Genomic DNA, 13655 nt, shown 5'->3' with positions numbered 1-13655 from the left:
GCGCCCCCCCCCGCGGCCCCCGGCCATCCCCCGCGCCCAAACCTTTTTGGGGGGGCCGGCCCGGCGGCCCCGCCACCTCAATGGTTGCTGCGAAGTGTCGTTTCACTCCATTTTGTTTCTGCAGCGGCTGGTTCGACAGTGCACGGATCAGAGGGCACTGCGCACGGCCGCCGCCAGGTCAGGAGCGGCATCGGCTTCCATATCGGCAATGCCGATCCCATACCGGAATCTGACCGCGGCCCCGTCTGGAACAGTGAGTTCCTCGCTGAAGAACGGCGCGGGGTTGAGACAGGCGAACTCTTCACTGCGGGCGAACCACTGCGGTGGGTGGTGCGGGTTCGACGGGTCGTCGACCATGAGCACCAGCGAGGCGGCGTCGATGTCGTCGTGGCGCCCGGCGAAGCCCATCCACTCGTGGCGCCGGCCTCGCATGTCGTTGCCGGAGCCGGAGCCCTCGGCGGTGACGAGCCGACCGCCGGTGAAAGCCCTTGGCCCGCGCCAGAACAGGCCGCCGTAGCCGGCGTTCTCACGACCCTTCGTGGTCGGCGAGCCGATCGCGATGTCCGCGCCTGAGACGTTGCGGAGCTCGGTGTCGAAGGTCAGCATCCAGGCTTCGGACGAGAGCAGCCGCGCGCCGATCGCGCGGCGTTCGGTCAGGAACGCCGCTCCCACCTGGGTGATCCAGTCGAGCTCATGGGTGAGCCTGACCGAGCCGTCGGTCGAGTCGATCTCGGTGAAGCCGCGGTGGCGCTGGGTGCCGTTGTTCTCCAGCTGCACGTAGAACTGCCCGTGGACGTAGGTCGGGCCGCCCCAGAAGTTCTCCTCCCCCACGTGCGGCAGCGAGAGGGCGATGCCCTTGTGCCACACGTGGTCCCATGGCCGGTACAGGCTCACCAGGCGCCCGGCGCGGGTGCGGATCGGGTGCAGGTACGGCTTGGGCGACTCCAGTTGCGGGGAGTCGGGCCGGTAGACGTACCGGAACAGCTCGGTCCCGCCGTCGATTACGGTCACCGCACTGTCGATGTCGTGGCGGATGTCGAGGTCGCTCATGCGGTCACCGTTCCCTTGACCGGCGGCCATGGGACGGCTCCGCCGTGCATGCTGCGAGCGAACGGGTCGTCTCCGGTGATCTCCCCGGCCGTGACGGCGCGGCCCTGGAAGGCGGAGGCGTAGGTGGCAGCGGCGAACTCCATCGTCCGGCGCGCGTCCGTCAGCGAGACGCCCGGCTCAAGCCCGTGCGCGATCGCGTCGACGACCGCCTCGATCTGGAGGCGGTGGCCGCTCTCGGGGTCGGCGGGGTCGTCGTCGAGCCAGAGTCCGATGAGGTCCTCGTGTCCGGGTGCGGGGGTGAAGCGCCAGTTGGCCTCCCGGTAGCCGTAGAGGTGTTCGAGCTCCACGGTGGCGTACTCGAAGTCGAAGCGGAGCCGAGAGGTCTCACGCGGCGAGACCACCGAGTTGACGATCGTGGCAAGAGCACCGTTCTCGAAGCGCGCCAAGGCCATCGAGACATCCTCGGTATTGGTGGGGCGGGAGAGGCGACCAGCGAGTGCCGTGATCTCGGTCCAGGGGCCGAGGATCGACAGGAGCAGGTCGAACTGGTGGATGCCGTGGCCCATCGTGGGCCCCCCGCCTTCATCCGCCCACCGCCCGCGCCAGGGTACGTCGAAGTAGGCGTCGTCGCGGTACCAGAGCGTCTCGCAGGTCGCCACGAGCGGCCGTCCGAGTGCCCCGGAGGCGACCAGTTTCCGGAGCCGGATCGCGGCCGGACCGTACCGGTGCTGAAACACCGTCAGCACCGGTACCCCGGTCTCGGCTTCGACTTCGGCGAGCTCGTCCATTTCGGCCAGGCTCAGCGCGGTCGGCTTCTCGACCAGTGCCGGAACCCCCGCCCGCATCGCCGCGATCGCCAACGGCACGTGCGTCTTCGGCGGCGTGCAGATGTGCACCAGGTCGAGACGTTCCGTCTCCAGCATGCCTTGGGCGTCGCCGTACACCGCGGAGACGGGGAACCGCTCGGTGAACGCCGCGGCGCGGGCCGGGTCGATCTCGGCCACGGCCGACAGCTCAGCGCGGTCGCCCAGGTCGGTCAGGGCGTGGGCATGCGCGTGAGCGATGCCGCCGGTGCCGATGATGCCGCAGCGAACCGGAGGTGCGGGAAGGGACATGAGTGCCTTTCTGTGCTCGGTCGCCTATCAGGCGGCGGCGTCGATTTCGGTCTTGAGTTCTTCGATGAAGGCTTCGGCCGCGTCCTGCGGCGTGCGCTCGCCGAACAGGACTTCCTGGCTGTAGCGCTGGCACGTCGGGTCGAAGCCGCTGCCGCCGTTCGGGGTGACGACCACCGCGGGTCCGACGGTGGCCGACTCCAAGTAGTCCACGGCCAGTTGCTCGCCCTCGTCGAGGTCGGTCGCGACGTGCTCGCGCATGGCCGGGTTTGCGGGGATGCCGCGCTCGGTGCCGAGGATGTCGGCGGCGGCCTCGTGGTTGACGAGGAAGTCGATCAGGGTCGCGGCTTCGGCGGGGTGCTCGCTCTGGGAGGAGACCGCCCAGTACATCGACGGTTTGATGAAGTTGGCCGTGGTCTCAACGGCGCCGGGCAGCTGGATCAGCCTGAGGTCGGCGCCGCTGGCGGCGAGCAGCGGCGTGATCTGCGTGTTGTAGGCGATGGTCATGGCGATCTTGCCGGTGGCGATGCTGCTGCCTTCGAGGCCGGCGCTCTGGCCCTCGACGGTCTCGGCCGCGGTTTCGGCGCCGCCGGACTCGATGAGAGCGAGGCTGTACTCCCATAGCGCGGCCAGCACCGCCGGGTCGAGGGTGACGTCACCGTTCTCGCCGTAGAGCTCGTTGCCGTGCAGGCGCGCCCAGTAGCGGATGCTGCCGGCGTCGGTGCCGCCGGTGAGCCCGGTGCCGTTGATGACTCCGCCGCTCTTCTCGGTGAGTTCGTTGGCGATCGCGGCGTAGTCGTCCCAGGTCCAGGTGGTGTCGTCGGGCAGCTCGACGCCGTACTGGGCGAAAAGGTCGGCGTTGACGACGCTCGCGAGCATGCCCGCGCCGATCGGGATCGCGTATTGCGTGCCGTCGATCTTCCCGGTCTCGAGCGTCGCCGCTTCGAATCCCGAGGTGTCGAGGAAGTCGCTCGTGTCGGCCAGGTCGAGGAGGGTGCCCCGGTCGCCGTAGGAGGCGAGGTAGAGCTCGTCCATCTGGATCACGTCGGGTGAGTCGTTCGCGGCGGTGGTGGTCGCGAGGGCGTCCCAGTACCCCGCCCAGTCCTTGAACTCGCCCTTGACGGTGATGTTCGGGTGCTCCTTCTGGAACGCGGCGATGGCCTGGTCGGTCAGTTCGGCGCGGGTGTCAGCGCCCCACCAGGTCATGCGAATGGTGACCGGCTCGTCGCTCAGTTCCACGTCGCCGCCCCCGCCGGTGCCGCAGGCGGCCAGGCCGGGCAGGGCGACGGCGGAGGCGCCGAGTCCCTTGAAGATGAGTCTGCGTTGCATGGAATTGCTCCTTTGTGAAGGGTTGCGGTGAAGGGTTGCGGCGGTTCACTTGCCGCCGGTGGTGGCGATCCCTCTGAGCAGGAATCGCTGCCCGAAGAGGAACACCAGGAAGATCGGGACGAGTGAGACCACGCTCATTGCGAGCGCGGCACCCCAGTTCGTTCCCGCCTGGGCGTCGACAAAGGCGCGCAGCGCCAGCGGGACGGTGTAGATGTCCGGATCGGTCAGGTAGATCAGCTGGGAGAAGAAGTCGTTCCAGGTCCAGATGAAGGTGAAGATCGCGGTGGTCGCGAGCGCGGGCACCATGAGCGGCAGGATGATCTGCGCGAAGATCCGCGGATGGCCGGCGCCGTCGATGCGTGCGGCCTCGTCGAGTTCGATGGGTACGCCCCGGATGAACTGGACCATCAAGAACACGAAGAACGCGTCGGTGGCCAGGAGCTTGGGCACGATGAGCGGCAGGAAGGTGTTGACCCAGCCGAGCTGGGCGAACAGCACGTACTGCGGGACGATGATGACGTGGATCGGCAGCATGATCGTCAGGAGCATGATCGCGAACCACCACCGCTTGGCGGTGAACTCCAGGCGGGCGAAGGCGTAGGCCGCCATCGAGCACGAGACCAGGTTTCCCAGGATCGCACCGAGGACCACAATGGAGGAATTGACGAGGTAGACGCTGAACGGGTCGGCGAAGGCGTTCCAGCCTTCGGCGTAGTTCCCGGTCTCCAGGTCGTTCAGCAGCAGGCTGGGGTCGCGGAAGATGACGTCGTTGGGCCGCAGCGAGCTGACGACCATCCACAGCACCGGATAGAGCATCACCAGCACGCACAGGATCAGCAAGGCGTGCTTGATGATCGAGCGGACCCGTCGGAATCCGCCCCGGGCCCTTCGCGGCGAGGCGGGGTTCGATGCGGGCGGCGCGGTGGCCGGGGTCGCTTTGGCGAAGGTGTCAGTCATTGTAGAAGACCCAATACTTCGAAGCCCAGAAGTTGATCGCGGTGAACGCGCCGACGATGAGCAGCAGCAGCCATGCCAGGGCCGAGGCGTAGCCCATGTCGAAGTTCCCGAACCCGCGCTGGTACAGGTACAGCGTGTAGAACAGGGTCGAGTCGGCCGGGCCGCCGGTGCCCCCGGAGACGATGAACGCCTGGGTGAACGACTGGAACGCGTGGATGATCTGCAGGACCAGGTTGAAGAAGATGATCGGCGTCAGGAGCGGCAGGGTCACCGACAAGAACTGGCGCCAGCGGCTCGCTCCGTCGACCGAGGCAGCTTCGTAGTACATGCGCGGAATCTGGCGCAGGCCGGCCAGGAAGATCACCATCGGTGAGCCGAACGTCCACACGTTCAGGGTGATCAGCGTGCCGAGTGCGGTCTCGGGTTCGGAGATCCAGCCGCGCCCTTCGATCCCGAACAGGGCGAGTCCGTCGTTGAACAGGCCGTCGGCGCCGAACACCATCCGCCACAGCACCGCGATGGCGACGCTGGCCCCCAGCAGCGAGGGCAGGTAGAACATCGAGCGGTAGAACGCCAGGCCCCGCACGCCGCGGTCCAGCACGATGGCCAGGCCGAGGGCGAGTCCCAACTGGACCGGGACGGATACGAAGACGTAGGTGAACGTGACGCCGAGGGACTGGTGCAGGCGCTCGTCGCCGAGCATCCGGCTGAAGTTCTCCAGCCCGTTGAACTCCGCCGGCTGCAGCAGGTTGTAGTCGGTGAAACTCAGGATCAGCGACGCGAGCATCGGCCCGATCGTGATGACGAACAGGCCCAGGAACCACGGCAGCAGGAACAGGAACGCGGTCTTGTTCTGCCGCTTGGCCCTCGCACCGCCTTGGCCGAGATTGTGCAGCTCCGAGGTCGCGCTCATGGGCCGGTCTCCAGCGGGCGCGCAGCGCCCGGGCTGCAGGGGGGATCGGAAACCGACATCGGCGCTCCTTTGCGTCAAGAAATAGTGATCGTTCACTATTTGAAGTACCACCTAAGATAGTGAACGATCACTCGTATGTCAAGATGATCACTGGGATCTGTGAGAGGAGACCGTGGGCATGACCGAGCGCTCCACTGAATCGAGGCGGCCGACGATCAAACAGGTCGCGAGCCTGGCCGGCGTCTCGCACCAGACCGTCTCCCGATACCTGCGGTCAAGGAGCGGGTTGAAACCGGCGACCCTCGCGCGGATCGACGCCGCCGTCAGCGAGCTGAACTACCGCCCGAACCTGGTCGCGAGGTCGATGCGGACCCGCCGGACCGGCCGGCTGGCGATCCTCCTGCCGACGATGGTCTTCAACCCCTCCCGGATGCTGCACGGCGCGACGGAGGCCGCCCACGAAGCCGGCTTCACCGTCGAGGCGATCAGCGTCATCGGCGACACCGAGACCAGGACCGAGCGCATGCTCGAGATCGCCGGCACCGGCCAGGTCGAGGGCATCCTGGCACTCGCCCCCGTCTCCCCCGGGATCGAAGACCATCTGCCGCAAGGGGAGACGATCGTGGTCGCGGCCGACTTCGACGACCAGATGCGCGGCATCGGCGAACTGGCCGACGCCGCGCCGCTGGTCGAGATCATTGAGCGCCTGGCGGCCTTCGGGCACCGCCGGTTCTTCCACGTGGCCGGAAACCTGCAGTTCGCCTCAGCACGGGCGAGGAAGGCCGCGTACCTCGAGACGGTCGAGCGGCTCGGACTGGAATCCGCCGGTGTCGTCGACGGCGACTGGTCAGGCCGGTCCGGCTACGACGCGGTGCACTCGCTCGCGGACGAGGCGATGCCCACCGCCGTCATCGCAGCCAACGATGTCGTGGCCGCCGGGGCGATCCGCGCCCTCATCGAGCGGGGCCTGGACATCCCCGGCGACGCCAGCGTCACCGGCTGGGACAACAACGAGGTGTGCGAGTACCTGCCGCCGAGCCTGACCAGCGTCGAGGTCAACCTCGAAGGCCTGGGCCGCAACGCCATGCTGAGCCTGGTCAAAGCGATCTCCGGCCGCGAGCTCGAACCCGCCCCGCGCCCGCTGCAGCGCGTGATCTGGCGCGAGTCGACCGGCCCCACGACACCCCGCTGAACGCCCGGCGCACTCAGGTCCCCGTCACCCGTCCCGTCCCGACCCCGGCGAGATCCGCCAGTCGAGCAGTGAGCACAGGGACGTAGAACTCGGTCATGCCGGCGATGTTCGGATGCGTGCCCGTGCCACCGGTGCCCGGGAAGCCGCCGACCAGACCGTCGAACGTGTAGGCGACACGGTGACTCGTGATGCGGGTGTCAAGCGTCGCGTCGGCGAAGACGTCGGCGACGGCCACACCCCACTTCTCGGCGGCCGCCAGGGTCACCGTCCGCAGGGCGAGCTGGGTGTTCCAGTCGCGCGAACCCAGCTTGTGGACGGGGACGTAGACCAGGGTGGCGGTCGGCCACTTCTGCTTCATGGCGTGGATCGTCGCCTCGAACGATCCGGCGAAGGTGCCGGTGTCGAAGCTGCCGGGGTCGAACGAGCCGCCGACGGCGCCGATCTCGTATCCGTCCAGTTGTTGGAGAGTCTGCGCGTCGTTCGTGCCGCCGTCGAAGACGACGAAGTCGGGCGCCTGCGAACTCGCCGACCGGACCTGGGTGAGGATCTTCCCGGAGGACGGACCCGACACCGGCCCCACGGTCGCACCGTTCACCGCGTACTTGGTCAGCGCCATGCCCTCGCGTTCGGCCACCAGGTTCACGAAGCCGCGTGCATAGCTGTGGCCGTAGACGATGCTATCGCCGAAGGCGTAGACCGACGACCCGGCCAGGGCCCCTTCGGCAGCGAGGTCCGGACGGGCGAGCCGGAAGTTGTCGATCGACTGCACGCCGGTGCCGTAGTAGTTGCAGGCCACGAACTTCGCGAGGCTCCGGCCCGTGATCGCCCCGGTGCCTGAGGCCATGACTCGCGGCGACGCTTCCTTGGTGGCGATCGAGTACTGGACTCGGCCGAGGGTGAAGTCCATGTGCAGGTCCACCGTGTACCACTTGGAGCGGTCGAACCCGAACCTGGTCCAGGCCGGGTTGAGGGAGTCGGGTGCCGAGGCCGACGACGAGTCGGGGCCGGTGACGGCATAGCGCAGTTGCGAACCGGTCGCCGCGATCGCGAAGACGAGGTGCCCGGCGTCGTCGCGGAACTCCAGACCCGTCTTCATCCCGTCGCTGGCGATCGAGGTCTTCCAGTCGAAGCGCAGGTCGAGTGTCTTCTCGCTCATGATCAACGAGTCGAACCGGCTGACCGACGTCGTGTAGTTGCTCATGTTCTCCGTGACCCTCAGGACGCCGCCGCCGACACTGGCCCCGGTCGGAAAGCCGAAGTTCGCGGGCACGGTCTGGGCGCCGAAGCGCTCCTCGATCAGCACGGTGCTCGAGATTGCACCGGCCGCCGCCGGATGCGGAGCGAGCAGGAGCGAAAGGAGCAGGACGCCGGCGGCGAACAGGCTGACCCGTATCCGCTGCCGAGAGGCGGTTCTGCGCTTGGCGATGGGCACGGGGTCTCCCTTGGCGAGGTGTCGTCGGCCGCGTAGTACGGTCCGGCCGGATCTCGAATCATGATGACAACGGTTCCAGACCCCGTCAAGCTGCAGCGCTCTGCAAACCGGGTTGCCGCTCCACACGCGAGACAGGACCGCGCTCAGTCCACTGCGTTGCGCTCCCGGGTCGGAGTCTCTAGCGGCTCAGGAGTTCTCGGCCTTCGTCGAGGTTGTGCTGGCCCGGACGACGAGTCGCCCGGGCAGCACGACGTCCTGTGGAGCATCGGACGCGAGGGACATCTCCAGCGCAGCCCTCCCGGCCTCGTCGAAGGGAAGCGCCACAGTGGTCAGTGCTGGAGTGACGTCACGCGCGAGCGGGATGTCGTCGACCCCGGACAGGGCGATGTCGGTCGGCACCTCGATGCCTAGACGCCTGAACTCGTTCAATGCGCCGATCGCGAGGACGTCGTTGCCCGCGAGAACGAGGTCCGGTCGCGGGCGCAGCTGCGACAGCCGGAGGGCAGCCGCTCGACCGCCGTCCCGGCTGAGTTCACATTGCTCGACGACCAGTGAGCCCGGGTCGAAGCCCCGCTCGGACAAACCTCGCGCGAAACCTGCGACGCGGCTGTCGAGCGCCGGCTGCCCCGGAGTGGTCAGCACTGCGGCGCGGCGGCGACCCAGCCCACCCATATGGCGGCCGATGACCCTCCCGGAATCGAAGTCGGCGAAGCGGACCGCCGGGAAGGGCGTGTCGTGCTCGCCGATGAAGACGACACCGCAGCCGTCCTCCCGAAATCGCTCGAGCTGAGGCAGGACCTGCTCCTTCGGCACGTCGGCGAAGCTCGCGCTCGTCACGACCAACGCACGGGGGCGCAATGCGCGCAGCACCTCCAGCGCGGTCCGGTGCGCGGCGGCACCGCTTCCGGCCCCGGTGATGCTGACCAACGCGCCTCGCTCCCGACCCGCAGCCTCCATTCCGGCGGCGATCGCGGCGACGGACGCGGTCCTCGGATCGCTCGCGAGCAGCACGACAGCCGTCCGCCGCCCCCGCAGCGCCCGAGCCGCCTGATTCGAGACGTAGCCAAGGGATTCCGCCACTGCGAGGACGCGCGCCGAGAGCCGCTCGCTCACGCGGAGATCACCGCCGTTGAGCACTCGGGACGCGGTCGAGGGCGATACGCCGGCCGCCTGGGCGACGTCGCGCAGTGTCGCCCCCTGATACGAACGCCGCATTCATCCTCCAATGTCGAACGCACACCCGCATGCTCCCACCGGCACCGGCAAGCGCTCGAGAACGGGGCGGCGCACCCTGGGATGCGCCCAGTGCCAGGATGTCATTGTGACCACCGACCCTGCCACCGACGACCGGTCCCCCGGCGCACCGGACCGACCGTCGGCGGCCACCCTCCGCGATGTCGCCGAGGCCGCCGGAGTCTCCAAGGCCTCGGCCTCCCGCGCGCTCGACCCGGCCTCCCCGTACGTGTCGTCGAACATGCGTGCGCGCGTCCTGGACGCCGCCGAGCGCCTGGGCTACCGACCGAACGCGTCGGCGCGGGCCACGACCACCGGCGCGACCGCGATGGTGGCCGTGCTCGTCTCCGACATCCGCGACCCTTACAACGCCGAGATCGTGCACGGCGTGATCGAGCGGGCGGGCACCTCCGGGCTCGTGGCCACCTTCGCCGGGACCGACCACGGGATCGACGACGAGATCCGGGTCGTGCGCATGATGCGCGGCCTCAGGCCGCACGCCATGATCCTGACCGGCACCCGCAGCGGTTCGACCACTTCCCGGGCGTCCCTTGAGGAGGAGCTCGCGCGCTACACGCAGGAAGGGGGCCGGGTGGTGATCGCGGGCGACGACGAACTGCCCTTCGACACCGCGGTCGTCCCCCGTCGTCGCGGCGCCTCGGCGCTCGTGGCCGAACTGTTCCGCCTGGGCTACCGGACCCCCGCCCTGATCCGGCCCGACCACGACGCGGAGGCCGCACGCCAGTGGGAGGGCGGTGTCGTCGAAGCCGCCGCTCAGGTGGGGATGCGGATCGAGCGAGGTGCTGTCGTGCGCGCGCCGATGACCCGGGACGGCGGGTACGGCGCGGCCGCGGGCCTTATCGCGGGGCCGCCCGACCGCTTCGACGTGGTCCTGGCCGCCACTGACGCGATGGCCATCGGCGCGATGACCGCGATGCGCGACGCCGGCCTGACTCCGGGCGCCGAGATCGGCGTCGCCGGGTTCGACGATGCCGTGGGCACCGAGGACGTCACCCCGGGCCTCACCAGTGTGGATCTTGCCCTGGCGCGGGTGGGCGCGGCCGCGGTGGAGCTCGCGATGACCGGGCCGGGGGACCTTCGAAGGATCGAGTTCGAGCCTCGGGTCGTCGTTCGGGGCACGACACCCGCCCGTTCCAGCTGACGCCGCACTGGCGGCGAGTGCGTTATGAAACCGTTACCTAAATATCGACACATGCAAATTGACAGATTCTGGAACCGTTGTCATTCTGATTCTGAAGTTCCACGGCGATTGCTGCGCATCCACAGCGGCCCTGCCCGGCGTCCACGGCAAGGGCGCTTCGCTCACTGTCGGCACGTTCCTCGTGCAGGACATCCTCCGAAGGAGACCCTCATGGCTTTCGATCCCAAACGAGTCAAACTCGCCCGCCGCGGCCTGCTCGCAAGCGGTGGCGCCCTCGCCTTGTCGGCGTTCCTGGAATCGCCCGCGTCAGCGGCGGAGATGCCGCCGAACCCGCTGGAGAAGCCCGGCTGGATCCTCGACCGGCACGACGAGTTCAGCACCGGCAGCCTGGACACGAACCTGTGGATTCCGCGATATCTGGAGTCCCGGACGACCGTCGCGCGGTCCACGGCCCGATACGGGTTCCGCAACGACGCCCTCGTGCTCCGCATCGACGACGACCAGCCCACCTACTACAGCGGCAACCCCATGAAGGTCTCGAGCGTTCAGACCGGGCAGCGGACGGACCTGCACAAGGACAACGAGTTCGACCACTCGATCCCCACCGACATGAAGTACACGCCCCAGTACGGCTACTTCGAGGTCCGCGCGAAGAGCTCCGCCAGGAGCGGCATCCACACCGCGTTCTGGCTGACCGGCAGACAGGACACATGGGAGCAGCGCGGGGAAGTCGACGTCGTGGAGCACGCGGGCATCCACGGGAAGAGCAAGTTCAACTGGAACCTCTTCAGCTGGTCGGACCCGAACCTCTCGACCCACCGGGAGCAGGTCAGCGTCGGATTCGACATGACTACAGAGATGCACATCTACGCCCTCGAGTGGACGCCGACCCAGTTCAAGCTCTACATCGACAACGTCCTGACCAGGACCATCAACCAGTCCTTCACTTACCCGGCCGTGTTCTACCTCGGCATCTACGAGCACGCCGACTGGACCGGCACGGTCGACCCCAACGACACCCGGCCGAAGGAACTCGTCGTCGACTACTTCCGCGCCTACAAGCGCGCCGCCGACGCCGCCGACCCCCGCAGCGGTCAGACTTACCGGCTCCGGAACGTCTCCACCGGGCAGTACCTCGACTCGGGGGCCGCCGGCGCGATCGCGCTGGAGCCGGGAAGCACGTATGACGACCAGCTGTGGACGCTCACCGAGCAGCAGCCCGGCTACTGGACGATCGACAACGTCAGGGAAGGCCGCGGGTACCTCGACACCGATCCCAGCGGCAAGGTCATCTGGGGCGAAGCGCGGGTCGGCGACGACACGCTCTGGGAGATCACACCCGTCTCCGGCGGATTCCGGATCGACAACAAGCAAAGCGGGCGCGGCTACCTCTACGGATCGGGCACGACGGTCGCGTGGAACGCCGGAGCGGCGGACGCGAACACCGTCTGGGCCCTCGAACGGCGGTAGCCCGCTCGCTTCGACCGGCTTCACAAACGCATGCAGCTCAACGCAAGACGTTCGAGTATCAGGATCACAAGGGAAGACTTGAAAGGAGAACCGCTCGTGGGTTCGATGAAGAGCAGATGCAAGGCCGCGTTCGTCGCGGTGATGCTGGCGGTCGGCGTGTCCGTCACCGGCTGGGCGAGCCCGGCATCGGCCGACACCATGACACAGCGCAACGCCACCCAGATCATCGCCGACATGGGCGCCGGCTGGAACCTCGGCAACAGCCTGGAAGCCAACAGCAACGGCGTCCCGAGCGAAACCGCGTGGAACAACCCCACCGTGACCCAGGCCCTGATCGACCGCGTCCAGGCCGCAGGATTCGACACCATCCGCATCCCCGTCTCGTACCTCAACCACATCGGCTCCGGCCCGAACTACACCATCAACGCCAATTGGCTCAACCGCGTCCAGCAGGTCGTCGACTACGCCTACGACCGGGGCATGCACGTGGTCATCAACATGCACGGCGACGGCTACAAGAGCATCACCGGCGCCTGGCTGATCTGCGACGCGTCCAACCAGACCGCGATCAAGGACAAGTACCAGAAAGCGTGGCAGCAGATCGCCACCCGCTTCCGCGACTACGACCAGCGCCTGATCCTCGAGTCCATGAACGAGAACTTCGACGGGCAGTACGGCAACCCCACCCAGCCCTGCTACTCCAACATCAACGCCTACAACCAGATCTTCGTCGACACCGTCCGCCAGACCGGCGGCAACAACACCTCCCGGTGGCTGCTCGTCCCCGGCTGGAACACCAACATCGACTACACCACCGGGAACTACGGCTTCGCGATCCCCACGGACAACCACCGCTCCCCGTCCATCCCCAGCGGCGAGAAGCGGATCATGATCTCCGTGCACTACTACGCACCATGGGACTTCGCCGGCGAGGAGAACGGCAACATCACCCAGTGGGGCCCGGGCGCCACCAACCCCTCCAAGACCTCCACCTGGGGCCAGGAGGACTACATGGACTCCCAGATGAAGAAGACCTACGACGCGTTCGTCTCGAAGGGTTACCCGGTCGTCGTCGGCGAGTACGGTTCGATCGACAAGTCCTCCTACGACTCGGCGAACAACCGCTACCGCCAGGACTTCGCCCGCCTCATGGTGTCCACTTCCAAGAAGTACGGCGCCGCCACCATCTACTGGGACAACGGCGTCAACGGGCAGTACGGATTCGGCCTGTTCAACCGCTCCAACAACACGGTGACCCAGCAGGGCATCATCGACGCCATCATGAACGGCCTCGGCAGCGGCCAGCCGTCCACCTCCGTCGCGATCGTCGGAGCGGCGTCGAACCGCTGTCTCGACATCCCGAACTCCTCTACGACCAACGGCACCCAGGCGCAGCTGTGGGACTGCAACCAGCGCACCAACCAGGCGTTCACCCGCACTTCCGCGAATGAGCTGCGGATCAACGGGAAATGCCTCGAGGCGGCGGGCTGGGGCACCGCCGCCGGCACCAAGGCGACCATCTGGGACTGCCACGGCGGCAACAACCAGAAGTGGAACGTGAACTCGAACGGGACCGTCACCAACGCCCACAACGGACTCTGCCTCGACGCCAACGCCGGGGGCACCGCCAACGGCACCCAGATCATCCTCTGGACCTGCAACGGCGGCGGCAACCAGCGCTGGACCCTCCGCTAGACCGACCACGGGCCTGGATACGGGGGCCTTGGGACGTGGGGGGGCCCGCCATGGGGGGGCGCCCACCGGGGCGGGCGGGGGGGCGCCCGCGCTGGGGAAGGCCCGGGCGG

At 67.9% G+C, this 13655-nt stretch carries 11 protein-coding genes; 4 read left to right on the top strand and 7 right to left on the bottom strand.

The features are described 5' to 3' along the window. Positions 1 to 147 precede the first annotated feature (147 nt). From O2L52_RS00455 to O2L52_RS00435, 5 genes are read right to left on the bottom strand one after another with little or no spacing between them, the layout of a single operon-like run. Complete coding sequence (locus O2L52_RS00455; RefSeq protein ID WP_270113311.1) at positions 148 to 1050, bottom strand: DUF6807 domain-containing protein; 903 nt, start codon at positions 1048 to 1050, stop codon at positions 148 to 150. After that, positions 1047 to 2165 carry a Gfo/Idh/MocA family protein gene (locus O2L52_RS00450; RefSeq protein WP_270113310.1) on the bottom strand — a complete coding sequence of 373 codons (1119 nt, stop codon included), beginning with the start codon at positions 2163 to 2165 and terminating at the stop codon, positions 1047 to 1049. The genes O2L52_RS00455 and O2L52_RS00450 overlap by 4 nt, the downstream gene beginning before the upstream one ends. 27 nt (positions 2166 to 2192) lie before the next feature. Next, a complete protein-coding gene (locus O2L52_RS00445) occupies positions 2193 to 3491 on the bottom strand; it encodes an ABC transporter substrate-binding protein (protein ID WP_270113309.1) in 1299 nt (432 codons plus the stop codon). Between the two features lie 45 nt (positions 3492 to 3536). Further along, on the bottom strand, positions 3537 to 4448 hold the full coding sequence (locus O2L52_RS00440; protein WP_270113308.1) for a carbohydrate ABC transporter permease: 912 nt from the start codon (positions 4446 to 4448) through the stop codon (positions 3537 to 3539). After that, positions 4441 to 5361, bottom strand: a complete 921-nt coding sequence (locus O2L52_RS00435; RefSeq protein ID WP_270113307.1) for a carbohydrate ABC transporter permease — start codon at positions 5359 to 5361, stop codon at positions 4441 to 4443. The genes O2L52_RS00440 and O2L52_RS00435 overlap by 8 nt, the downstream gene beginning before the upstream one ends. Before the next feature lie 178 nt (positions 5362 to 5539). Here O2L52_RS00435 and O2L52_RS00430 point away from each other — a divergent pair, with 178 nt between their 5' ends. Then, positions 5540 to 6553 (top strand): LacI family DNA-binding transcriptional regulator, encoded by a 1014-nt coding sequence (locus O2L52_RS00430; RefSeq protein ID WP_270113306.1) that lies wholly within the window; start codon positions 5540 to 5542, stop codon positions 6551 to 6553. A gap of 13 nt (positions 6554 to 6566) precedes the next feature. Here the strand turns inward: O2L52_RS00430 and O2L52_RS00425 are convergent, their stop codons facing one another. After that, positions 6567 to 7985, bottom strand: coding sequence for an SGNH/GDSL hydrolase family protein (locus tag O2L52_RS00425; protein WP_270113305.1), 1419 nt, complete (start codon positions 7983 to 7985; stop codon positions 6567 to 6569). A gap of 186 nt (positions 7986 to 8171) precedes the next feature. Further along, positions 8172 to 9200, bottom strand: coding sequence for a LacI family DNA-binding transcriptional regulator (locus O2L52_RS00420; protein WP_270113304.1), 1029 nt, complete (start codon positions 9198 to 9200; stop codon positions 8172 to 8174). A 106-nt stretch (positions 9201 to 9306) separates the two neighbouring features. On the opposite strand from O2L52_RS00420, the gene O2L52_RS00415 reads away from it, so the two are divergent. The 3 genes from O2L52_RS00415 to O2L52_RS00405 all read left to right on the top strand — a co-directional run bounded on the left by O2L52_RS00415 (position 9307) and on the right by O2L52_RS00405 (position 13545). Beyond that, positions 9307 to 10380 (top strand): LacI family DNA-binding transcriptional regulator, encoded by a 1074-nt coding sequence (locus O2L52_RS00415; protein WP_270113303.1) that lies wholly within the window; start codon positions 9307 to 9309, stop codon positions 10378 to 10380. 210 nt (positions 10381 to 10590) lie between these two features. Continuing rightward, positions 10591 to 11850 carry a family 16 glycosylhydrolase gene (locus O2L52_RS00410; RefSeq protein WP_270113302.1) on the top strand — a complete coding sequence of 420 codons (1260 nt, stop codon included), beginning with the start codon at positions 10591 to 10593 and terminating at the stop codon, positions 11848 to 11850. A 105-nt stretch (positions 11851 to 11955) separates the two neighbouring features. Continuing rightward, the gene (locus tag O2L52_RS00405) at positions 11956 to 13545 is read left to right on the top strand and encodes a cellulase family glycosylhydrolase (protein ID WP_270113869.1); all 1590 of its coding nucleotides are present in this window, start codon (positions 11956 to 11958) and stop codon (positions 13543 to 13545) included. Positions 13546 to 13655 lie beyond the last annotated feature (110 nt).

This window comes from Glycomyces algeriensis (assembly GCF_027622855.1).
GTDB classification, from domain to species: domain Bacteria; phylum Actinomycetota; class Actinomycetes; order Mycobacteriales; family Micromonosporaceae; genus Glycomyces; species Glycomyces algeriensis.
This window is presented reverse-complemented; position numbering and strand designations above follow the sequence as displayed.